At 70.5% G+C, this 20,449-nt stretch carries 24 protein-coding genes and 1 riboswitch; of the genes, 16 read left to right on the top strand and 8 right to left on the bottom strand.

Annotated features, from left to right (window positions below):
• Positions 1-32 precede the first annotated feature (32 nt).
• Together AC2AXK_RS13405 and AC2AXK_RS13400 are read left to right on the top strand one after the other, a co-directional pair.
• A complete protein-coding gene (locus tag AC2AXK_RS13405; protein ID WP_484345884.1) occupies positions 33-392 on the top strand; it encodes a response regulator in 360 nt (119 codons plus the stop codon).
• A complete protein-coding gene (locus AC2AXK_RS13400; protein WP_484345883.1) occupies positions 389-874 on the top strand; it encodes a hypothetical protein in 486 nt (161 codons plus the stop codon). Before AC2AXK_RS13405 ends, AC2AXK_RS13400 begins: the two co-directional genes overlap by 4 nt.
• A 4-nt stretch (positions 875-878) precedes the next feature.
• Here AC2AXK_RS13400 and AC2AXK_RS13395 read toward each other — a convergent pair whose 3' ends face one another.
• Entirely contained in the window at positions 879-1,196 is a 318-nt protein-coding gene (locus AC2AXK_RS13395; RefSeq protein ID WP_484345882.1) for a DUF2530 domain-containing protein, read from the bottom strand.
• A gap of 434 nt (positions 1,197-1,630) precedes the next feature.
• Here AC2AXK_RS13395 and AC2AXK_RS13390 point away from each other — a divergent pair, with 434 nt between their 5' ends.
• The 7 genes from AC2AXK_RS13390 (at position 1,631) to AC2AXK_RS13360 (ending at position 8,300) form a co-directional block, all read left to right on the top strand.
• A complete protein-coding gene (locus AC2AXK_RS13390) occupies positions 1,631-2,191 on the top strand; it encodes a peptidase (protein ID WP_484345881.1) in 561 nt (186 codons plus the stop codon).
• Between the two features lie 92 nt (positions 2,192-2,283).
• Entirely contained in the window at positions 2,284-3,075 is a 792-nt protein-coding gene (locus AC2AXK_RS13385) for a L,D-transpeptidase (RefSeq protein WP_484345880.1), read from the top strand.
• Positions 3,072-3,632 carry a CAP domain-containing protein gene (locus AC2AXK_RS13380; RefSeq protein ID WP_484345879.1) on the top strand — a complete coding sequence of 187 codons (561 nt, stop codon included), beginning with the start codon at positions 3,072-3,074 and terminating at the stop codon, positions 3,630-3,632. The genes AC2AXK_RS13385 and AC2AXK_RS13380 overlap by 4 nt, the downstream gene beginning before the upstream one ends.
• 34 nt (positions 3,633-3,666) lie before the next feature.
• On the top strand, positions 3,667-5,145 hold the full coding sequence (locus tag AC2AXK_RS13375; RefSeq protein ID WP_484345878.1) for an NCS2 family permease: 1,479 nt from the start codon (positions 3,667-3,669) through the stop codon (positions 5,143-5,145).
• A 44-nt stretch (positions 5,146-5,189) separates the two neighbouring features.
• Positions 5,190-6,401, top strand: a complete 1,212-nt coding sequence (gene manA / locus AC2AXK_RS13370) for a mannose-6-phosphate isomerase, class I (RefSeq protein ID WP_484345877.1) — start codon at positions 5,190-5,192, stop codon at positions 6,399-6,401.
• 106 nt (positions 6,402-6,507) lie between these two features.
• Positions 6,508-6,945, top strand: a complete 438-nt coding sequence (locus AC2AXK_RS13365; protein WP_484345876.1) for a MarR family winged helix-turn-helix transcriptional regulator — start codon at positions 6,508-6,510, stop codon at positions 6,943-6,945.
• Positions 6,942-8,300 (top strand): MFS transporter, encoded by a 1,359-nt coding sequence (locus AC2AXK_RS13360; protein ID WP_484345875.1) that lies wholly within the window; start codon positions 6,942-6,944, stop codon positions 8,298-8,300. The genes AC2AXK_RS13365 and AC2AXK_RS13360 overlap by 4 nt, the downstream gene beginning before the upstream one ends.
• Before the next feature lie 24 nt (positions 8,301-8,324).
• Here AC2AXK_RS13360 and serC read toward each other — a convergent pair whose 3' ends face one another.
• Complete coding sequence (serC, locus tag AC2AXK_RS13355) at positions 8,325-9,449, bottom strand: phosphoserine transaminase (RefSeq protein ID WP_484345874.1); 1,125 nt, start codon at positions 9,447-9,449, stop codon at positions 8,325-8,327.
• A 136-nt stretch (positions 9,450-9,585) separates the two neighbouring features.
• Between serC and AC2AXK_RS13350 the strand changes: the two genes are divergently transcribed.
• The 3 genes from AC2AXK_RS13350 (at position 9,586) to AC2AXK_RS13340 (ending at position 12,557) form a co-directional block, all read left to right on the top strand.
• The gene (locus AC2AXK_RS13350) at positions 9,586-10,311 is read left to right on the top strand and encodes an iron-dependent transcriptional repressor DtxR (RefSeq protein WP_484345873.1); all 726 of its coding nucleotides are present in this window, start codon (positions 9,586-9,588) and stop codon (positions 10,309-10,311) included.
• Positions 10,312-10,464: 153 nt separating this feature from the next.
• Positions 10,465-10,628: riboswitch (cyclic di-AMP (ydaO/yuaA leader) on the top strand.
• Positions 10,627-11,457: a C40 family peptidase gene (locus AC2AXK_RS13345; protein WP_484345872.1), complete on the top strand. Its 831-nt coding sequence runs from the start codon at positions 10,627-10,629 to the stop codon at positions 11,455-11,457. (Overlaps the previous riboswitch by 2 nt.)
• Positions 11,458-11,633: 176 nt before the next feature.
• On the top strand, positions 11,634-12,557 hold the full coding sequence (locus tag AC2AXK_RS13340) for a universal stress protein (protein ID WP_484345871.1): 924 nt from the start codon (positions 11,634-11,636) through the stop codon (positions 12,555-12,557).
• Between the two features lie 23 nt (positions 12,558-12,580).
• Here AC2AXK_RS13340 and AC2AXK_RS13335 read toward each other — a convergent pair whose 3' ends face one another.
• From AC2AXK_RS13335 to AC2AXK_RS13310, 6 genes are all read right to left on the bottom strand, one after another.
• Positions 12,581-13,417 carry an ABC transporter permease gene (locus tag AC2AXK_RS13335; protein ID WP_484345870.1) on the bottom strand — a complete coding sequence of 279 codons (837 nt, stop codon included), beginning with the start codon at positions 13,415-13,417 and terminating at the stop codon, positions 12,581-12,583.
• A complete protein-coding gene (locus AC2AXK_RS13330; RefSeq protein WP_484345869.1) occupies positions 13,414-14,406 on the bottom strand; it encodes an ATP-binding cassette domain-containing protein in 993 nt (330 codons plus the stop codon). The genes AC2AXK_RS13335 and AC2AXK_RS13330 overlap by 4 nt, the downstream gene beginning before the upstream one ends.
• Before the next feature lie 67 nt (positions 14,407-14,473).
• The gene (ddaH, locus tag AC2AXK_RS13325) at positions 14,474-15,295 is read right to left on the bottom strand and encodes a dimethylargininase (protein WP_484345868.1); all 822 of its coding nucleotides are present in this window, start codon (positions 15,293-15,295) and stop codon (positions 14,474-14,476) included.
• Positions 15,296-15,370: 75 nt separating this feature from the next.
• On the bottom strand, positions 15,371-15,844 hold the full coding sequence (locus AC2AXK_RS13320) for an SRPBCC family protein (protein ID WP_484345867.1): 474 nt from the start codon (positions 15,842-15,844) through the stop codon (positions 15,371-15,373).
• Positions 15,841-16,539 carry a hypothetical protein gene (locus AC2AXK_RS13315; RefSeq protein WP_484345866.1) on the bottom strand — a complete coding sequence of 233 codons (699 nt, stop codon included), beginning with the start codon at positions 16,537-16,539 and terminating at the stop codon, positions 15,841-15,843. The genes AC2AXK_RS13320 and AC2AXK_RS13315 overlap by 4 nt, the downstream gene beginning before the upstream one ends.
• Positions 16,540-16,557: 18 nt before the next feature.
• On the bottom strand, positions 16,558-17,049 hold the full coding sequence (locus tag AC2AXK_RS13310; protein ID WP_484345865.1) for an OsmC family protein: 492 nt from the start codon (positions 17,047-17,049) through the stop codon (positions 16,558-16,560).
• A gap of 126 nt (positions 17,050-17,175) precedes the next feature.
• On the opposite strand from AC2AXK_RS13310, the gene AC2AXK_RS13305 reads away from it, so the two are divergent.
• The 4 genes from AC2AXK_RS13305 to AC2AXK_RS13290 are packed head-to-tail and all read left to right on the top strand — an operon-like array spanning position 17,176 to position 20,343.
• Entirely contained in the window at positions 17,176-17,658 is a 483-nt protein-coding gene (locus AC2AXK_RS13305; protein ID WP_484345864.1) for a hypothetical protein, read from the top strand.
• Complete coding sequence (locus AC2AXK_RS13300; RefSeq protein ID WP_484345863.1) at positions 17,655-18,455, top strand: hypothetical protein; 801 nt, start codon at positions 17,655-17,657, stop codon at positions 18,453-18,455. Before AC2AXK_RS13305 ends, AC2AXK_RS13300 begins: the two co-directional genes overlap by 4 nt.
• Positions 18,452-19,876 (top strand): alpha/beta hydrolase family protein, encoded by a 1,425-nt coding sequence (locus AC2AXK_RS13295; RefSeq protein WP_484345862.1) that lies wholly within the window; start codon positions 18,452-18,454, stop codon positions 19,874-19,876. The genes AC2AXK_RS13300 and AC2AXK_RS13295 overlap by 4 nt, the downstream gene beginning before the upstream one ends.
• Complete coding sequence (locus tag AC2AXK_RS13290) at positions 19,873-20,343, top strand: hypothetical protein (RefSeq protein ID WP_484345861.1); 471 nt, start codon at positions 19,873-19,875, stop codon at positions 20,341-20,343. Before AC2AXK_RS13295 ends, AC2AXK_RS13290 begins: the two co-directional genes overlap by 4 nt.
• Positions 20,344-20,449 lie beyond the last annotated feature (106 nt).

The following is a 20,449-nucleotide window of genomic DNA, read 5'->3' as shown; positions in this document are numbered from 1 at the left end:
GATCAGCCGTTCACGTACATCAGGGGGTAACCATGCTGGTCCTTGTAGCTGACGACAGTCGCGTCATGCGACAGATCGTCATCCGCACGCTGCGTCAGGCCGGCTACGACTGGCAGATCATCGAGGCAGCCGACGGCCAGGAAGCGTACGAGACGGCGCTGTCCGAGCAGCCGGACCTCATCCTGTCCGACTGGAACATGCCGAACGCCACGGGCATCGAGGCGCTCGAGGCGCTCCGTCAGGGCGGGTGCACGATCCCGTTCGGGTTCGTCACCTCCGAGGGGTCGAACGAGATGCGGGAGCAGGCCGAGGCCGCTGGCGCACTGTTCCTCATCGCGAAGCCGTTCACCGCCGAGTCGTTCCGCGCCGTCATCGACCCGGTGCTCGCATGAGCACCACGCCGCTGCCCGCGGCACTCGAGGTGCGGGAGGTGCTCAGCGGGCTCATCGGCCGGGACATCGAGGTACGCACGGGTGGCACGATGGTCGACCCGGGTGCGCCGGGAGGCGCGGTCGTCGCCGAGTACGTCTCGGACGCGCTGCAGCTCTCTGCGCTCGTCGTCATGGACCTCAGCCTCGCGGCGCGGGCGGGGGCCGCGATCGGCCTCGTCCCGTCCGCGGCGGCCGAGGCGGACGTCGAGGCGGGAGAGATCTCCGACGCGCTGCTCGAGAACGCGGGGGAGATCCTCAACGTGCTCGCGTCGCTGTTCAACGTCGAGGGCGCCCCGCACCAACGGCTGAACGCCGTGCACGCCCCTGGTGCGAGGCTCCCCGGTGACGTCGCACCCTGGGTGCTGGCCTACGTGCCACGGCTCGACCTCGAGTGCGACATCGCCGGGTACGGCCGAGGGGCGCTGTCGGTCCTCGTCGTGTGAACGCTCAGGCTGTGCGTGAGGACGGGTGGACGTCGTCGTCGACGACGTCGATCGTCTCCGCCACCGCACGGTACGACCGCCGGTGCGTGCGCTCCCAGACGAGCCCGAGGAGCCCGAGGGCGACGCCGGCCGCGCACACCCACAGCTGTTCGTGGGTGTCCGACCCGGTGGCGCCGAGGAGGGCGTAGGCGATCGCGGCAGCCGACCAGGCCGCAAGACCGGCGAGGACGACGCGGCGCAGATCCACCTGGAGGGGTGTGGTCCCGGGTCGGCGTCGCTCGGGGTGGAGGGCGAGTGCGAACATCGAGCGGAGCGTGGTCATGCGTTCACCCTAGGCCGCCGGGGGCCCCGAGCATTCTTCGAGCGGCAGGCGGTGGGACCGGGTGAAGTCCGACGATCTCGCGATCTGGTACGCGGGGTGCCGCCGACGAGGGTGCCGGGTGCGCCTGAGCTCGGAGACTCGGGCTGGCCGGCCGAGCGCTGATGTGTCACCGCAGGTCACAGGCCTGACATGAGCGCAGGACAGGTATCTGCCCTGGTCTCCACGACCGCGCAGAGGAGTCTCTCCTCTGCTCTTCGGGGCGGCTGCTGGGTGGCGCCGCAGAGTTTCCTGGGAAAATCCAGGGAAAACTCTTGCCTCGCGCGACGAGGCCCGGGATACTTAACCGAATTCCAGCAGGGCCTTGCCACGCGGTGGGGACCGGGGATAAAGAAAGTTTGGGCTTCGGTCCTTTCGTCACAAACAAGGGGAACAGCATGACTCGACGTATCTTTGCCGTAGCGACCGTGGGCCTCGCGCTCGCGCTCGCACCGGCCAGCGCCTTCGCCTACGAGGCCGAGGCATTCGACGGGGAGATCAGCATCGTCGCTGGCGACAACAGCGTCGTCTACTTCGTCAACGGGCCTGCGTACAACACCAGCATCACCGTGACGGTCACCTCGGTCCCGGCGTCCATCCCGAACTCAGCGATCTCCATCGCCGGTGTGCAGTCGCTCACCAAGGCGACGGACGCGAACGGTGACGCATCGTTCACCATCGCCGTCACCGAAGAGGGCACCTACAACGTCGTCGCGACGGACGCCCAGGGAGACGAGATCGACACGCAGGTGTTCAGCGCGGAGCTGGTCGACGGTGCGGTCGTCGGCGGAGTCGGCGCGGCTGGCGGAACCACGACGTCCCCTGTCGCGGGCGCGAGCTCGCTCCCGGTCACCGGTTCGTCCGTCCTTCCGCTCGCCCTCGGTGCCGGTGCTCTCGCCGCTGCCGGTGTCGGTGCTGTCGTCGTCGCCAACAAGCGTCGCGAAGGATCGCAGTCCTGATCACAGGTCCGATCGGCGGCGCGGTCCTCACCGCAGTCGTCTCCAGCGTGCTCCTGACCGCCTGCTCCACGGGCGGTCAGGAGCACGTTCCTGTGTCCGCTCCAGCCACCTCTGCTGCTCCCGCTCCCGCTCCCGCGGAGAGCCCGGTGCAGCCACCGCCCGAGGATCCCTACCCGGCCGACCCCGCGGCGTACGACATCGCCTCGCTGCCGCCGGTGGGCGTCTACGACGTCGTCCCGGAGCTCCCGGTGGACAGTGCGCCCACCGATCCTCCGCTCCCCGTGCTCGCGCACGCCGCAGGCGCCGCAGCGCCGGTCTTCACCGCTCCCGGAACTGCTCCCGTCGCGCAGATCCTCGCCGACCACGAGTACGGCGGGACGTCCGTCCCCGTCGTCGAGCAGCACGAGAACTGGCTCAAGGTGCTCCTCCCCGGCCGCGCCGGCCTGCCGTCCGCCGGGATCACCGGGCAGCTCACCGGGTGGGTCCGCGTCGCGGACGTCACCACCACGCCCATGACCCAGGCCGTGCAGGTGAGCCTGAGCAGCGGGCAGATCACGATCACGGACTCGGGCGAACCGACGTACTCCGCCACGGGGTTCGGGTACGGCGCGGACGCCACCCCCACCCCGATGGGACGCACGTTCGTCATGACGATCTTCACCGACCCCTCGGCCGCGTACACCCGCGGACTGCCGACGGTCGCCCTGGGAGCCCAGTCGCCGACCCTCGACGGGTTCGGCGGCGCAGACATCGCCGTCACGGCGTTCCACTACCACGACACACGGACGGGAGCCGTCTCGAACGGCTGCCTGCGGGTGGACGCCGCGACGATCACCCAGCTCGCTGCGCTCCCGCTCGGGACGCCCGTCCTCATCGCCGCGTGAGCCGCTCGACGCCCACGGGCCCCGCCGTCGTCGCAGCCCTCCTCCTCGCGGGGACCGTCGCGTCCTGCAGCCCCGACGGCCCCGCAGAGCCGCCACCCACGACCGCGACGATGTCCGTCGCGGTGGACATCGCTCAGTTCGGCACGCCCGAGGAGTACGCGACGGCGCTGTTCGAGGAGACGAACGCCGCCCGCGCGACCGAGGGCCTGCCTGTTCTCGAGCCCTCCGGCTGCGCCCAGGAGCAGGGCGCGGTCCGCGCCGCGGCGCTCGTCTCGTCAGGTGGGGAGCTCGTGCACGCACCGCTCCAGCCGGTGCACGACGCGTGCCTGGGCGGCATCCCTGACGGCGACGAGGCGGCCATCGCGGGGGAGAACCTCAGTCGGGCGGCGGCCAGCCCGGCGGACGTGGTCGACGCCTGGATGGGCTCGGCGGGACACCGCGCCAACATCCTGGGCGCGGAGTTCGCCGAGATGGGCATCTCGTGCGCCGTGATGGTGAGCACCGGACCTGACTCGCTGGACGAGATGCTCTGCTCGCAGGTCTTCCTGGGCGAGTAACGAGCACGGTCCCAGACGTGGGAGGATCTTCCGCGTGAATGTGAAGACTGCGGCGGCGGCCGAGCCCAAGAACGCACTGGACCGCTACTTCAAGATCAGCGAGCGGGGCTCGACGATCGGGGCCGAGGTTCGTGGCGGGCTCGTCACGTTCTTCACGATGAGCTACATCATCGTGCTCAACCCGATCATCCTCAGCACCATCCCCGACGGCACCGGCAACTACCTCGGGGGAGGGAGCGAGCCGAACCTCGGCATGATCGCGGCGACCACCGCGCTCGTCGCAGGTGTCCTCACCATCCTCATGGGCGTCGTCGCGAACTTCCCGCTCGCCCTCGCCGCCGGTCTGGGCCTCAACGCCGTCGTGACGTTCTCGATCGCGAGCCTGCCGGACATGACGTGGGCCGACGCGATGGGCATCGTCGTCCTCGAGGGCCTCATCATCCTGCTGCTCGTGCTCACCGGGTTCCGGGAGGCCGTGTTCCGTGCGGTCCCGCCCGAGCTCAAGACGGCGATCAGCGTGGGCATCGGCCTCTTCATCGCGTTCATCGGGTTGGTGGACTCCGGGTTCGTGCGGATCCCCGCCAGCATGGCGACACCCGTCGAGCTCGGCATCAACGGCTCCGTCGCGGGGTGGCCGCTCCTCGTGTTCGTGTTCGGACTCGTCGTCGCGATCGTCCTCATGGTCCGCAAGGTGCACGGCGCGATCCTCATCGCGATCCTGTCGTCGACGGTCCTCGCCGTGATCATCGAGGCGGTCGCGAAGGTCGGGCCCCAGGGCGTCGACGGGAGCAACGCCACGGGGTGGGAGCTGACGACCCCGAAGCTGCCCGACGCCATCGTCTCGACCCCCGACTTCTCGCTCCTCGGCCAGTTCTCGCTGTTCGGCTCGTTCGACAAGATCGGGGCCGTCGCGGTCCTCCTCCTCGTGTTCACCCTGCTGCTCGCGGACTTCTTCGACACCATGGGCACGATGGTCGCCGTCGGGGGCGAGGCTGGCCTCCTCGACGACGAGGGCAACCCGCCCCGCATCCGCCAGATCCTCGTCGTCGACTCTGTCGCCGCGGCTGCCGGAGGGATGGGATCGGTCTCCTCGAACACGAGCTACATCGAGTCCGCCGCGGGCGTGGGCGACGGAGCCCGGACAGGGCTCGCCTCGGTCGTCACCGGTATCGCGTTCCTCCTCGCGACGTTCCTGTCCCCGCTCGTGGACATGGTCCCGTTCGAGGCGGCGACCCCGGCGCTCGTCGTCGTCGGCTTCCTCATGGTCATGCAGGTCTCCGGAATCGACTGGAAGAACTACGAGATCGCCATCCCGGCGTTCCTCATCATGATCCTCATGCCCTTCGCCTTCTCGATCACCGCAGGGATCGGCGCCGGGTTCATCGCGTTCGTCGTCATCAAGGTGGCGCTCGGGAAGGTTCGCCTCGTGCACCCGCTCATGTGGGTCGCGACGGTCATGTTCGTCGCGTACTTCCTCCGTGGGCCGATCGGCGACGCCGTCGGGGCATTCTGACCGCCCTCGCGGTGCACGGCCCCGCTCACGTAGGGTCGTGCACCGTGAGCCTCGTCTACCGCCTGACCGCACAGCTGCAGCGTTACGACTGGGGCTCGCCGTCGGCGATCCCTGACCTGTTGGGTCAGGTGCCCGACGGTGCGCCCGTCGCCGAGATGTGGCTCGGTGCGCACGCGTCGGCGCCGTCGCACTGCGTGCCACCCGGCGGCGGTCCGGCCAGCGCGGTGGCGCTTCCCGACCTCCTGCGCAGTGATCCTGACCGCCTGCTCGGCCGCGCCGTCGTGGAGGAGTACGGACCGCGCCTGCCGTACCTGCTCAAGGTCCTCGCGGCGGACCGCCCGCTCTCGCTGCAGGTGCATCCCCGCCCGCACGTCGCTCGCGCGGGCTTCTCCCGCGAGAACGCCGCAGGCATCCCGCTGGACTCGCCGGACCGCAACTTCAAGGACGACGAGCACAAGCCCGAGATGATCGTCGCGCTCACCGCCTTCGAAGGGTTGAGCGGGTTCCGGCGTCCCCGGCGGACGCTCCAGCTGCTCGAAGGTCTCGAGGGCGAGATCGTCGGGCGGATGCGCGACGCCCTGCGCGCGCAACCCGACGCCCGCGGCGTCCAGACGGCATTCGAGGTTGCGCTCGCCGCACGCTCGAGCGACTGCGGCGAGGACATCGCGCGGACCATCTCCTCGGTCCGAGCGATCGTCGCGCTCGGCGCGACGGCCTCGCGCGGGCACCGGACCGCGATCTCGCTCGCCGAGCACTTCCCCGGTGACCCGGGCGCGATCGTCTCCCTCATGCTCAACCGCTTCTCGTTGCAGCCGGGCGATGCGGTGTTCCTGGATCCGGGGGAGGTGCATGCCTATCTGTCGGGGGTGGGGATCGAGCTCATGGCGAGCTCCGACAACGTGCTGCGGGCTGGACTGACGTCCAAGCGCGTCGACGTGCCGGCCCTGCTCGGCTGTGCGAGCTATGCCCCGCGTGCGCCCGACCACCCGGTGCGCCGAGCCGCAGGCGGCGGGTTGACCACCTACCGGGCGCCGGTCGAGGAGTTCTCGCTCATGGCCGGCACGGTGCGCGGCGAGGCGCGGGTGAGTCACGCAGGTCCCCGGATCCTGCTCTGCCTCGAGGGGACTGCGGAGCTCCGCGGGGACGCCGGACCGCTCTGCCGGGTCTCGCGCGGTGAGTCCGTGTTCATCGCGCACGACGCAGGTCATGTCTCGCTGCACGGCGACGTGACGGTCGCTGTCGCGTACGTGCCGTAGCACGCACGGGCATCTGCGCTACGCCCTCGCACCCGTCCGGTCCACCCCCTCCCGGGCGGGACCCACTCCCATTTCATTACCTAAGGTAATGAGATACGGTGGAACCATGACCGAGACGGACGCCTGCACCCCCAGCACGCTGGGCGGACAGGTCCGCGTGGCCGTCGCGCGGATCGCCCGCCAGCTCCGTGCGCAACGCGGCGACGCCGAGCTGTCCGAGGCACAGCTCGCCGTCCTCACCTCGCTCGAGCGCCACGGGCCGATGACCCCCGGAACACTCGCGGAGCACGAGCGCATACGTCCGCCGTCGATGACGCGCACGGTGAATGCGCTCGTCGACCTGGGTCTCGTCACCAAGGTGGGGCACCCGGCCGACGGCCGCCTCGTCGTCGTCGACCTCACCGACGACGGGCGGACCGAGGTGACCGAGACGCGCCGGAGGCGCGACGCGTGGCTCACCCACGAGCTCGAGGCGCTCACCGAGGCCGAGCGTGCCGTCCTCGCCGAGGCGTGCACCCTCCTGACGAGGATCGCCAGCGCATGAGCCCGACCTTCTCCTCTCTCAAGTACTACAACTACCGGCTGTGGTTCGGCGCGGCGTTCGTGGCGAACGTCGGCACGTGGATGCAGCGCGTGGCACAGGACTGGCTCGTGCTCACCGTGCTGTCCGACGACTCCGGGATCGCGGTCGGGATCGTCACCGCGCTGCAGTTCGTCCCGACCCTCGTCCTGTCGGCGTGGGCAGGTGTGCTGGCGGACCGGCTCGACCGCCGCAAGCTGCTCATGGTGACGCAGGGAACCATGGGTCTCCTCGCGCTCGCGCTCGGAGCGCTCGTGCTGCTCGGCCACGCCGAGCTGTGGCACGTCTACATCTTCGCGACCCTGCTCGGGTGCGCGTCGGCGTTCGACGGACCCGCACGGCAGACGTTCGTGGCCGAGATGGTCCCGGCGGGCAAGCTCTCGAACGCGGTGGGTCTGAACTCCGCGTCCTTCAACGCGGCGCGCCTCGTCGGGCCCGGCGTCGCGGGGCTGCTCATCGCCGTGGTGGGGCCTGGCTGGGTCTTCATCATCAACGGCGTGACGTTCGCGGCGACCATCGTCGCCATGACAAGGATGCGCACGAGCGAGCTCCACGCGATGCCCGTGGCGTCACGCGCCAAGGGGCAGATCCGCGAGGGCATCCGGTACGTGCGGGGGCGCAGCGACATCATCGTCATCATGGTGGTGGTCGGTGTCGTCTCGACGTTCGGTCTGAACTTCCAGCTGACGTCGGCCGTCATGGCCCGTGAGGAGTTCGGCAAGGGCGCGGGGGAGTACGGGGTGCTCGGGTCGATCCTTGCGATCGGTTCCCTCACCGGGGCACTGCTCGCGGCGCGGCGTGAGCGCCCACGGGTGCGTCTGGTCATCGGTTCGGCGTTCGCGTTCGGGATCACGACCGCCGTGATGGCGCTCATGCCGACCTACGCCACGTTCGCCGTCGCGTGCATCCCGGTGGGGCTCGCGAGCCTCACCATGATGACGGCGGCGAACAGCACCATCCAGATGTCCGTCGACCCCGCGGTCCGTGGCCGGGTCATGGCGCTCTACATGATGGTGTTCCTCGGGGCGACCCCGATCGGTTCACCGATCGTCGGGTGGATCGCCGAGGAGTTCGGCCCGCGGTGGTCCATCGGGATCGGCTCCGTGAGCGCGTTGGTCGTCTCCGTCGCGGCGGCGGTGTGGACCTCCCGCAACTGGAACTACACCGTGCGGTACCAGGTCTTCCACCGCCCGCACCTCGCGGTGACGTATCCCGGGGCCGGAGAGGCCGGGCCCGGTGCTCCGGGTGCGCAGGCGCGACGAGACCTGGCCGACAGGCTCACGGCCCAGGAGGCGAAGGACGGTCAGTCCGGCGCCTGACAGCGGCGCGCGGCGGGACCTCGCTCAGGCGGTGTGCTCGACGAGATGGTCGATGCAGGCGGTCAGCGCCAGCACGTCGTCGGGCTCCACCGACGGGAACATCGCCACGCGCAGCTGGTTGCGGCCGAGCTTGCGGTAGGGGTCGACGTCCACGACGCCGTTGGCGCGCAGCGCCGCCGAGATCGCCGGGGCGTCGACGTCGTCCGCCAGGTCGATCGTGCCCACCACGGAGGAGCGCACAGCGGGGTCCGTCACGAACGGCGTGGCCCACGGCCGGCGTTCCGCCCAGGAGTAGAGGTGTGCGGCCGACTGGGCGGTGCGTGCGGTCGCCCACGGGAGGCCGCCCTGGCCGAGCATCCAGTCCAGCTGCTCCGCGAGCAGGAAGAGGGTGGCCACGGCGGGGGTGTTGAGCGTCTGGTCCGCGCGGGAGTTCGTCACGGCGTTGTGCAGCGAGAGGAACTCCGGGATCCACCGGCCGCTCGTGTGGATCTGCGCGACGCGCTCGATGGCGGCGGGCGACATCACGGCGAGCCACAGGCCGCCGTCCGACGCGAAGGACTTCTGCGGTGCGAAGTAGTAGACGTCGGTCTCCGTGATGTCGACGGGCAGCCCGCCGGCGCCGGACGTCGCGTCGATGACGGTGAGCGCCCCCTGGGTGCCCGGCACCCGCCGCACCGGTGCCATGGCTCCCGTCGAGGTCTCGTTGTGCGGCCATGCGAAGACGTCGGCGTCCGGCGTGGCGTCGGGCAGCACCATCGAACCGGGTGGGGCCGTCGTGACGTGCGACTCCTCGAGGAAGGGAGCCCCGGCGGTGACCGACGCGAACTTCTGCCCGAACTCCCCGAACACCGCGTGGGCCGCGCGGGTGCGCACGAGGCTGAACGCAGCAGCATCCCAGAACGCCGTCGACCCGCCGTTGCCGAGGACGACCTCGTACCCGTCAGGGATCTCGAACAGGTCCGCGACGGCGCTGCGCACCCGCGCCACGAGGTTCTTCACCGGCGGCTGTCGGTGCGAGGTCCCCATGAGCGTGTGCCCTGTCGCCACGAGGGCCTGGAGCTGGGCATCACGTACCTTGCCGGGGCCGCTGCCGAAGCGGCCGTCGCGGGGGAGAAGGTCGGCGGGGATCCGGGGCGCCTCAGGAGTCACGGCACCACCCTACGCGCCGCCGCGGGGGCGGCGTGCGTGGGTGTGCGGGGTCGCGGGCGACCCGCAGGGGCGCATGCCTGCGAGATAGGCTGTCCGGCAGAGACGGACCAAGCTGTGCGACGCACTGGAGGAACGCGTGAGCGACCTGATCGACACCACCGAGATGTACCTGCGGACGATCTACGAGCTCGCGGAGGAGGGGATCGTGCCGCTCCGCGCCAGGATCGCGGAGCGCCTCGGGCACTCGGGGCCGACGGTGTCGCAGACGGTGGCCCGGATGGAGCGCGCCGGCCTCGTGGTGGTCAGCGGAGACCGTCACCTGGAGCTCACCGAGCTCGGGTACGGCAAGGCGATGCGCGTCATGCGCAAGCACCGCCTCGCGGAACGCCTGCTCACCGACGTGATCGGTCTCGACTGGGAGTTCGTGCACGACGAGGCGTGCCGGTGGGAGCACGTCATGAGCGACCGCGTGGAGCGGCGCCTCGTGGACCTGCTGGGTCGCCCGCAGTACTCGCCGTACGGCAACCCCATCCCGGGGTTGGCCGAGCTGGGTGACGAGACCGAGGCGGTCGGGTTCCTCGAGGGCGTGACGTCCCTCAAGTCTCTCCTCGCGGTCAGGTCTGCGGCCGGAGGTGTGCCCGAGGGGGGCGCGTTCGAGGCGGTCGTCGCCCGGCTGGGAGAGCCGCTCCAGACGGACACCGAGCTCCTCGCCCGCCTCGCCTCCGCCGGCGTCACCCCGGGCGGGACGATCGCGGTGGGCCGGTCCGACGACGGCCGGAGCATCACCGTCACGTCCGAGGGCGCGCCCATCGTCCTCGACCTTCCCGACGAGGTCTCCCGGCACATCTTCGTTGAGTCGTAGATCACATTCCGGGCCTGACCTGGCGTCATGCCATGAGCGCCGTAAATCGGGCGTGATCGGAGCGTGACATACCGCGGGTATCTGATGTATCTTCAGATTGCTTCGAGGGCTGACGCTCTTGGAGAGCTTGAGCGGAACGCCTAACCCTGCCACCGCTCAAGGTTGCCTACGACCCGCTGGCAGGGACGGGGGACCCAAATTCGGGCGCTGTTCACAGCGTCCTTGGGGTGAAGCCGCACGGACCTCGCGTCCGGACGGCCGGGTGTTCTCCTACCCGAACCCGACAGCTGACCTCGCAGGCGTCTTGGAGAGAACGTGACCACTAGTACGACCCGTGCCCGCCACCGTGCGGCACAGCGGCCTATCACGCCGCTCACGATGCTTGCTTCTGCTGCATCAGAGAACGCTGCGACGGTTGGCCGTCGTACCGCTCTCGTCGCAGCATCGTCGGGTCTCCTCGTCTCGATGATGGGTGCAGCTCCTGCGTCCGCGTCGCCGGCGTCGAGCTCCGCCGCGAACAGCGTCGACATCAAGGCACTCACCACCGAGGCACGTTCCGCGCTGAGCACCGCTCCCGCGGTCACTGCCGCCGCGGACGTCGCCTGGACGGTCGAGCAGAGCGTCATCGCCGTGACGCCGGCGCCTGAGCCGGAGCCCGAGCCGGAGCCGGAGCCGGAGCCTGTTCGTCAGGCCCCCGCCGCCTCGCGGACCGCCGAGCGGGTCGCCGTCGACGCCTCGGCCGAGACTGCTCCTAGCACCGAGACTGCTGCGGCAGCCCCCAAGGCTGCTGCTGCCGAGGTTCCGGCATCCGCTGCCGGGAGCTCGATCATCGACATCGCCAGCCGTTACGTGGGTGTGCCGTACGTGTCGGGTGGATCGACGCCGGACGGCTTCGACTGCTCCGGGTTCACCGCGTACGTGTTCGCCCAGGCCGGCATCAGCCTGCCGCGGACGTCCGGCGCGCAGGGCCAGGCCGGAACCGTCATCTCACGCGACCAGGCGCAGCCCGGCGACCTCATCTGGACCCCCGGGCACATCGCGATCTACGCCGGTGGCAACACCCAGATCGACGCTCCTCGGCCGGGCAAGACCGTCCAGTTCCGTGAGATCTGGCAGTCCAACCCCACCTTCGTGCGGGTCGGCTGACCAACGCGCACCTGAGAGGCCCGAGCTGCTCACGCGGCTCGGGCCTCTTGTGCTGTCCGGAGCGACTGCCGGGGCGGAGCGCTCTGGACGTCGGCGAGCCGCGTGCGGGTAAGGTCGGAGCCTAGAGGGTCGATGACGGCGCCTCCGCCGTCATCTCCAACGAAGGAGGAGCGACGATGTCCCACAGTGGTCCCATCCTCGTCGGGATCGACGGCTCGGAGTCCAGCCTGCATGCGCTCGACTGGGCGGTCGCCCAGGGCGCTCGGGCGAGCCGCCCGTTGACGATCGTGTGCGCCTACTCGTTGCCGTCGTTCGCCGCGGCCTCGCTCGACGGCGGCTACGCCGCCCTGGACGACTCCGCGATCCAGGAGGGCGCCCGGGTCGTGCTCGAGGAGGCCCGCACGCGTGCGGAGCGAGCCGGTGTCACCGTGACGACACAGGTCGCCACGGGAGACGCCGCAGGTGTGCTCGTCGAGATGTCCAAGCAGGCGTCCATGGCCGTGGTCGGGACCCGCGGCCGGGGTGGCTTCGCAGAGCGTCTGCTCGGCACCGTCTCGTCCGCGCTGCCTGCCCACGGTCACTGTCCGACGGTCGTGGTGCCGCTCCGGGGCGGGGAGAGCGAGGCGGTCGTCAAGCCTGCCCGACGCATCGTCGTCGGCGTGGACGGGTCGCCGTGGGCGCACGGCGCGCTCCAGGCGGCGATCGACCAGGCGCGACTGTGGGACGCGGAGCTCGTGGCCGTGGCTGGCGTGCCCGTCGGGTCAGGTTCCGGGTTGCTCGCGTGGCTGCCCGCGGCCGTCGACCACGAGCAGGTGCTCGCGGACATCGCCGTGGGTATCAACCGGATCGTCGACGAGGCAGAGGCAGCAAACCCTGGCATGAGCATCCGACGGATCGTGCTCGACGGCACGGGCGCCGAGCTCCTCAGCGAGTTCTCGACGGCGAGCGACCTCGTCGTCGTCGGGTCGCGTGGCCGGGGCGGGTTCGCCGGCTTGCTCCTCGGTTCCACCAGCCAGGCTGTTCTGCACCACTCCGAGTGCCCGGTGATGGTCGTCAACAGGCACTGCAGCCAGGGCAAGCAGGCGCAGCAGGCCGTCTGACCCTGCATCGCGCACGCCGGGCGTCAGTTGCGCGTGCGGTACAGGTGCATCGTGATCGGCGCGAAGACGGCGGTCATCACGGCGGAGGCCACGAGCACCCCCACGACCGCGCCGTAGTCCGTCCCGCCGTTCATCAGGCCCCGGATCGCGGTGACGAGCCCTGAGACCGGGTTGAGGCCGACGACCGTGCGGAGTGCCGACGGCATGGTGTCGGGGTCGACGAAGATGTTCGACGCGAACGTCAGCGGCATGAGGATGAGCATCGAGACCCCCATGACGGCGTTGGGGGTGCGCATGACGAGCCCGAGGATCGTGAAGATCCAGCTGAGCGCGAACGCGAAGACCAGCAGCAGCACGACGGCCTGGAGGGTCCCCAGCACTCCGCCCTCCGGCCGGTAGCCGAGGATGAGGCCGAGCGCGACGACGACCGTGGACGCGAGCGTGTAGCGGACGGTGTCGCCGACGAGTGCACCGACGATCGGCGCGGGGCGCCAGATCGGTAGCGAGCGGAACCGGTCGAAGACTCCCTTGGTGATGTCGGTGTTCAGGGTGAAGCCCGTGTAGACGGTGATGATGAGGACCGTCTGGACGAGGATGCCGGGCAGCAGGTACTGCAGGTACGTCGCGGTGTCCCCGGCGATCGCGCCTCCGAAGAGGTAGGTGAACATGAGCGTGAAGATCACGGGCGTGAGCGTGACGTCGAACAGCTGCTCGGGAACGTGCTTGATCTTCAGCAGCGCTCGCCACGCGAAGGTGAGGGTCTGGGCGACCACGGACGGCCGCGGTGGGCGGACGTCGAGGGCGACCGCATCGCGGAGGGTGCTGGGGGTGGGCGGTGACGCGGTCACGGTGCGGCTCATGACGTGTTCTCCTCGGAGGCGGTGTCCGTGGCGGCCGGCTGGCCTGTGAGGGCGAGGAAGACCTCGTCGAGGCTCGGCTGGCCGAGCGAGAACTCCGGGACGTGGATTCCCGCGTCGTGCAGCCGGACGAGGATCCCGTGGGCCCGGGCGCGTCCCTCCGGGGAGCTGTCCACGCGCGCCGAGAACGCGTACGGGTCGGCTGCGACCGTGACGTCCTCGATGCCGACGGCTAGCACCTCGGCGACGATCGTCACGGCGGCCTCGCGGTGAGCAGAGTCGGCGAGGCGCAGGGAGACGGTTCCTGATCCCACCGAGCTCTTGAGCTCGGTGGCAGTTCCCTCGGCGATGACCTTTCCGCGGTCGATCACGGCGATACGGTCGGCGAGCTGGTCCGCCTCCTCGAGGTACTGGGTGGTGAGCAGCACGGTGGCGCCGTCGGCGACGAGCACCCGGACGATGTCCCACACGTCGTTGCGGCTGCGCGGGTCGAGCCCGGTGGTCGGCTCGTCGAGGAAGAGCACCACGGGGCTCATGACGAGGCTCGCGGCGAGGTCGATGCGTCGGCGCATGCCGCCCGAGAACGTCTTGACCTGCCTGCCGGCCGCCTCGCTCAGGTCGAAGGCGCTGAGGAGATCAGCGCTCCGTCGGCGCGCGGCGATCCGGCTGAACCCGTACAGGCGCGCGAGGATCATGAGGTTCTCGGTGGCTGTGAGGTCCTCGTCGACGGACGCGTACTGGCCCGTGAGGCCGACGCGTGTCCGCACAGCATCGGCGTCAGCGACGACGTCGTGCCCGAGGACGCGGGCGGTGCCCGCGTCCGGTCGCAGGAGCGTCGCGAGCATCCGGACAGCGGTCGTCTTTCCGGCTCCGTTGGGTCCGAGGACGCCGTAGACGGTTCCTGCGGGTACGCGCAGGTCGATCCCGTCGACGGCACGCGTGGTGCCGAAGTGCTTGACGAGCCCCTGGGCTTCGATAGCGAGGTCGGTCATCCTCCCATCGTGGTCCCGTCAGCGCGTCCTGACTACACCTTTTCGCCGGATTGTTCGTGCGGCTTGCTCAGACGCGGATCTCCAGGGTGCAGCACTTCGCGCCGCCGCCCCCGAGGAGGAGCTCCGAGGTGTCGACCCCGATCGGGTCGTATCCGCGGTCGGTGAGCTCGCCCACGAGGTTCGTCGCCCGCGGGTTGAGCACCACGTGGTGACCGTCGCTCACTCCGTTGAGGCCGAGGACGACGGCGTCGGCCTCGACGGCGCGCACGGCGTCGGGGTAGAGGTCGGCGAGGAGCTCCTGGCTGGTGGGGGAGAAGGCCGGGGGGTAGTAGGCCACCTGGCCCGCTCCCGTGCCGTCGCTGCCCTCGAGGACGATGAGCGCGGTGTCCAGGTGGTAGAAGCGCGGGTCGACGAGCTCGAGCGTGACGACCTCACGGCCCCACAGCGATGCCGCCTCGGCGTGGGCGGCGGGGTCGGTCCGGAACCCGGTGCCGGCAAGGATGTGCCGTCCCGCGACGAGGATGTCGCCCTCACCTTCGTTGCGCTGCACGGCGCCGTGCACGGTGAAGTCACGGTCGGCGAACCACTGCATGAAGGCGGGGCCCTCGGGCTGGCGCTCGGGGTAGGTGAAGCGGGCGCTGTAGACACGGCCGTCGACGACCGTCGCTCCGTTCGCGGCGTACACCATGTCCGGCAAGCCCTCGATCGGGTCGATGAGCTCGACCGTGTGCCCGAGGTCGAGGTAGGTGTCTCGCAGCCGCTCCCACTGGGCGACGGCCTTGGCGGTGTCGGTGGGGTGCGCCTTGTTCATCCACGGGTTGATCTCGTAGCTCACCGTGAAGAAGTCGGGGCGGCACATGAGGTAGCGGCGGGTCTGCTGCGTGGGCATGGGGTCTCCTGGGGGTGGTGGAGGGTGTGCGGTGAAGACTAACGGCGATGCCGGGCGAGGGGTGCGCTCCCGCCGTCAGCCGGGGTCTGCTCGGGTGATCTCGCGGGCGACGCGCCGCAACGCGTACGTGGTCATCGCGACGAGGAACGGTCCGACGAGCATGCGTGTCACTGCGGGGGGCACACGTCCGGCGAGGTGGACGTCCTCCCACCATGTCGCGCGGCTCGACCGGGCGGTGACCGGTTCCACGATGATCCCCGCGGTGCCGCGGAGCAGGGATCCGGTCTTGCGGAACGTCGTGCTCAGGGTCGGCCCGACCGCGTCGAGCGCCACGACGACCATCTCGTCCGTGATCATCGGTCGGGACCGCATGACGAACCGGGTCCCGACCGGGAGCGGCCCGTCGGGTGCCGGCGGGCAGCACGCTGTCGTCAGCGGGATCCACCGTGGATGGTGGCGGACGTCTGCGACGAGCCGGAACGCGTCGGGCGCGGGCAACGGGACGACGCGCGACGCGCGGAACCGCTGCTCGCGCACCGACGGGGTCATGCCTCGATGACGGCAGGCCGGACGAAGGTTCGCGGTGCGGGTCCGAACGCGGCGGTCGCCTGCTCGACGACCGTCCTGGCGAGCGTCCGTGCGCCGGCGATGCCGATGGCCGCACCGATGCCGAAGGGGATGACCCGGCCGAGGGCGAGGGAGCCCTGCTTCGCGAGCTGCCGCTTGATGAACCGCTTGGTCAGCGTCGAGTTCACCTGCTTGAGGGTGCTCGTCGGCATGGTCGTCACCAGCGCGGTACCCCAGGCTGCGGCGGACTTGCCGGACGCGTCCATGACGGTCTCGGCGCCGGCGTCGCCGAGCACCGTCGCGAGCAGCAGCGCCCGCCGCCGCTCGACGTCGGTGACCTCGATGCCGTGCACCTCCGCGACGGCCAGCGCGTACGCCGCCGACGCGGCGAAGAACGTCGCGATGTCACCCGAGCTGAGCGCGAGGCCGACCCCTGTCCCGATCCCGGGGACCGCGGCGGCGGCGCCGACCGCACCGCCCGCGCTCTGGAGCACGAGCCGGTACTCCCGGGTGAGCAGGTCGATGATCTGCTGCGGGCCGGCCTCGGGGTTGCGGCGGCGCAGCGAGTCGACGTGCGCGCGGATCGTCGTGGTGGGCATCGTCACGGCCCGGTCGAGAGCAGCGTCGATGTAGGGCGTGCGCGGCAGCGCGGTGGGCTTGCGGGGGGTGTGCGCCACGGATGGTCTCCTGGGGGATCAGCCGGCGGGCGGAGCCGACGGCACGGACTCGATGCTCAGCTCGACCGTAGTCCCCGTGGTCAGGGTCCGCCCGACGGTGCACGCCTGGTCGATCGCGCGGCGCACGACGGTGAGGAGCCGCTCACGTGCGCCGTCGTCGAGCCCCGAGAGGTCGACCTCGAGACGTTCGACGAGCGCGGGGTAGCGGTCCTCCTCGAGATCCTTGCGCCCGGCGACGTGGATGGTCGCGGCGTAGTCGTCGCCGAGCCGCCGCGCGAAGACAGCGTCCGAGGTCAGCCCTGAGCAACCGGCGAGGGCAACCTTGAGCAGCTCGCCGGGTGTGAACGTTCCTGGCGCCTCGGCGCCGCCGATCTCGACGACGCCGCCCCGCTCGGAGCGCCCGACGTAGCGTCGGGTGCCGGTTCGTTCGATCCACAGGGCGGGTTCGGGGGCGGAGGCGCCGTGCGGAGCCGCCGCGCTGGTCTCGGGTGTCGTCGACGAGTCGCTCATGCCGCGATTGTCGCAGGTGGACGGCCACGGATGCGCACCCTGCGGATCCTCGACCGGTCGTCCTCGCAGGTCAGTGGGGACTTCGCCCCATCGACCGTCGTGGAGGGGCCTCGCTACCGTCGCGCCATGGCCATCGGGGGGGATCCGGACGACATCCGGGACACGGCGCGCGCCCTGCGCGCATGGGCGCTGGACGTCCAGGTCACACGGGACACGGTCGCAGCCGGATCGGGCGTCCAGTGGGTCAGCACGGCAGCCGACCGCTACCGCGAGCGCCTCGCCGAGCATTCGCTCTCGATCGCTGGTGCGCGCGACGAGATGGATGCTGCTGCCGACGCTCTGGACGCGCTCGCGGACGCCCTCCAAGAGCGCCAGGAGTTCATCCAGCGTGCGATGAACGCGGTCAACGACGCCATCGACGGTGCGAGGTCGACGCTCGGGCGCCTGTGGGGGTGGGCGCGCGACGAGCTCACGGACGCCGAGAACGCCGCCAGGGATACCGCACAGGAGCTCGTCGACAAGGCCGCCTCGCTGCCTCCGGTGGGCAGCCCGGAGTGGGTCGACGTCGCCAAGGACGTCTTCGGCGAGATCAAGGACAAGGTCACATGAGCGCCGTCATCGCCCTGGAGGAGCAGGACGGTGCGCTGCGCCGAGCGATGAGCGAGTCGCAGTGGCGCGCGGTGCTCGATGCCTGCGGTGACGCGGCCACCGCGCAGTGGGCCCAGCCCGACGGACTCCTCGGCGAGGAGGACGAGGATGCGGACGTCCACATCGACGATGCCCTGCTCGAGGCCGTCCAGATGCGCGGCGCGTCGGTCCTCGAGATCGAGGTGGCTGCCGTCGCCGCAGACCGCGGCATCCTCTCGACCCTGTGGACCGACGGGCATGTCGCGTCGTCGATGGTTCGCGGGCTCGACGTGACCGCCGCGGGCGCGACCGGCGCCCGCGTGCGCGCGGGGGTCGAGGTGAGCGCCTTCCCGCTGTCCCGCCTCCTCGACGAGGTGCTGCGGCTCGTCCCGCCGGCGCCCGTCTCCATCGAGGCACCGGCTGCGGTCGTGCCTGAGGAGCTGACGATCGCCCTCGCCCGTGGCCTACGGACCAGGGACACGGTCCTTGTCGAGGCGATCTGTCGCGACCTCGGGATCGAGAGCGCCCCGCCCGTCGTCGAGGCGGCCGTGGCGACGATGGACGGGAGCCTCGTCATCAGCTCGCGCAGCGCGGGACGGGACAGCACGAGCGTGCTGTCCCTCGTGCGCTGCGCCGCAGGATGGGTGGAGCTCGCACGCGACCGCGACGGCATGGTGGTCCACACACCTCGCTCCCCGCAGGACATCGCTCGGATCGTCCTGTTCGACCTTGCAGGACGGCTCGACGCGATCATGCGAACGACAGGAGATGCAGCATGACGATCGAGGTCAGCGGTGGGGCCGGAGGCGTCGGAGCGACGTACGCGGACCTCCTGGCACAGGCGCGGGTCCTCGACACGGCCGGTGACGACGTGCGCGCATGGTCGGACGACGTCGCCAAGCTCCTCCTCGACCCCGACATCCTCGAAGCGGCGCTCCTGTGCCCCCTCGAGGTCGCTACCGCCGAGCTGGCGCTCGGGTCCGCAGCCACAGGTCCCAGCGGTCTTCTCCCGGTGAGCGTCCTCCTCGAAGGCTCCGCCCTCGTGCTCGAAGGCACTGTCCTGTCGTACGAGGTCATCGAGGCGACCCAGCAGGCTGTGTACCAGGGACTGCACGCCGTCGGTGGCTTCGCCCTCGGCCTCGCCCTGCCCGGGATGGCCGCCGGTGCCAGCGTCCTCCTCGCCGCCAACCCGATGCTCGCCCTCGCGCTCGGCGGGACCGCCTACCTCAACCGGGAGGCGATCGGCGAAGCGGCCCTCGAGACGCTCTTCGAGAACCCGTGGCTCATGGACCGCGCGATCACGAGCGCGCCGTGGCTGCTCCAGGGCGCAGCAGTCGGTGTCCTCGGCCCTGTCCTGCCGTTCGTGCTCTCCGGTGGGCGCTGGCCCTCGGGGGACTACGAGGACGCCGTCGGCGGGCTCGTCGCCGGGGGGCAGCTCTTCGGTGCGTTTCACGACGAGGGCGACTTCGCGCCGGTGCTCGTCACCGACCGGGACGCTGAAATGGAGGCCCCACGCTCGGTGGCGGACGTCTTCAGGCAGCAGGAGGATCTGGGCGAGCACGCCGCGCAGATCCAGATCACGACGACGACCAACCCCGACGGCTCCGTCTCGCACATCGTCCAGGTGCCGGGCACCCAGGAGCTCGGCGTCGTCCGCGGGGCGAACCCCGTCGACTTCTCCACCAACGTCAACCTCATGAGCGGCGAGGACACGGTGATGCGCGCGCAGATCGCCCAGGCGATGCGCGATGCCGGGATCAACCCCGGCGAGCCCGTCATGCTCACCGGACACAGCCAGGGCGGCATGGTCTGCGCTGCGATGGCCTCCGACCCCGCCCTCACGGCCGAGTTCAACGTCACGAGCATCGTCACCGGTGGGTCCCCCATCGCCCGTTTCGACATCCCCGACAACGTCTCGGTGCTCGCCCTCGAGCACGACCAGGACATCGTGCCGATGCTCGACGGCCGGGAGAACCCCGACCGGGCCAACTGGGTGACGGTCGAGCGGGACCTTGCGCCCGTCATGACGACGCATGATCCTCTCGCCACGCACGGAACCGATGTCTACAGGTCCACCGGGGCGCAGGTCGACAGATCCTCGGACCCGAGCATCGTCGCGTGGCAGGAGCGGAACGACCAGTTCTTCGACCCCGACGCGGAGTCGTCCGTGAACCGCTACGAGATCCGACCGACGCCATGAGCCGGCCAGGGATCGGCCCGGGGCCCCGCACGTCCATGGTGCTCGCCGCCGCGCTCGTCCTCGCCACAGTCGCCGCGTGTGACTCCAGCCGGGTCGACGGCGTCCCTGAGGGGCCGGTGCCTGACACCGAGCTCTTCGCCCAGATCGAGGCGATGGACCAGGTCGTCGAGTCCAACGTGTCCTACGTCGTCAACCTCACCGATGGTGACTACTACAGCGCCACCCTCACTGTGGAGGACAGCGCAGACCTCTTCTGCGTCTTCGATCGAGCCACCGCGATCCTCTGGATGGGCCGTGACACCGACATCCGTCTGAGGGTGCAGCGAACGGATGAGAACTTCAACGACGCGGCCACCAAGGAGGACGTCGGGCCGGAGAAGTGGTGGGCGGACCTCGAGGAGCGTTACGGCCCGCGGCCTGAGCCTGGCGCTGACCCCACCCCTGCGCCAGCTCCCGCGTGCGAATGACGCCTCGGCTCCTCCGGGGATCGTGGAGGCGCACAGCAGCGGGTGCGGACCTGGAGCTGTGCGGCGCCTGCTGGGTCACGAGGTGACGAGCCGGAACGGCTGGATC

Source organism: Sanguibacter sp. Z6_81, from assembly GCF_057180625.1.
Note: the sequence above shows the minus strand (reverse complement) of the source record. Positions and strands in the feature narration are given on the sequence as shown.

What these genes read in the sequence shown, in the direction of transcription:
- AC2AXK_RS13405 (WP_484345884.1), top strand. Translation starts at nt 33, where the DNA reads ATGCTGGTCCTTGTAGCTGACGACAGTCGCGTCATGCGACAGATCGTC.
- AC2AXK_RS13400 (WP_484345883.1), top strand. Translation starts at nt 389, where the DNA reads ATGAGCACCACGCCGCTGCCCGCGGCACTCGAGGTGCGGGAGGTGCTC.
- AC2AXK_RS13395 (WP_484345882.1), bottom strand. Translation starts at nt 1,196, where the DNA reads ATGACCACGCTCCGCTCGATGTTCGCACTCGCCCTCCACCCCGAGCGA.
- AC2AXK_RS13390 (WP_484345881.1), top strand. Translation starts at nt 1,631, where the DNA reads ATGACTCGACGTATCTTTGCCGTAGCGACCGTGGGCCTCGCGCTCGCG.
- AC2AXK_RS13365 (WP_484345876.1), top strand. Translation starts at nt 6,508, where the DNA reads ATGACCGAGACGGACGCCTGCACCCCCAGCACGCTGGGCGGACAGGTC.
- AC2AXK_RS13360 (WP_484345875.1), top strand. Translation starts at nt 6,942, where the DNA reads ATGAGCCCGACCTTCTCCTCTCTCAAGTACTACAACTACCGGCTGTGG.
- AC2AXK_RS13340 (WP_484345871.1), top strand. Translation starts at nt 11,634, where the DNA reads ATGTCCCACAGTGGTCCCATCCTCGTCGGGATCGACGGCTCGGAGTCC.
- AC2AXK_RS13335 (WP_484345870.1), bottom strand. Translation starts at nt 13,417, where the DNA reads ATGAGCCGCACCGTGACCGCGTCACCGCCCACCCCCAGCACCCTCCGC.
- AC2AXK_RS13330 (WP_484345869.1), bottom strand. Translation starts at nt 14,406, where the DNA reads ATGACCGACCTCGCTATCGAAGCCCAGGGGCTCGTCAAGCACTTCGGC.
- ddaH (WP_484345868.1), bottom strand. Translation starts at nt 15,295, where the DNA reads ATGCCCACGCAGCAGACCCGCCGCTACCTCATGTGCCGCCCCGACTTC.
- AC2AXK_RS13320 (WP_484345867.1), bottom strand. Translation starts at nt 15,844, where the DNA reads ATGACCCCGTCGGTGCGCGAGCAGCGGTTCCGCGCGTCGCGCGTCGTC.
- AC2AXK_RS13310 (WP_484345865.1), bottom strand. Translation starts at nt 17,049, where the DNA reads ATGAGCGACTCGTCGACGACACCCGAGACCAGCGCGGCGGCTCCGCAC.
- AC2AXK_RS13305 (WP_484345864.1), top strand. Translation starts at nt 17,176, where the DNA reads ATGGCCATCGGGGGGGATCCGGACGACATCCGGGACACGGCGCGCGCC.
- AC2AXK_RS13300 (WP_484345863.1), top strand. Translation starts at nt 17,655, where the DNA reads ATGAGCGCCGTCATCGCCCTGGAGGAGCAGGACGGTGCGCTGCGCCGA.
- AC2AXK_RS13295 (WP_484345862.1), top strand. Translation starts at nt 18,452, where the DNA reads ATGACGATCGAGGTCAGCGGTGGGGCCGGAGGCGTCGGAGCGACGTAC.
- AC2AXK_RS13290 (WP_484345861.1), top strand. Translation starts at nt 19,873, where the DNA reads ATGAGCCGGCCAGGGATCGGCCCGGGGCCCCGCACGTCCATGGTGCTC.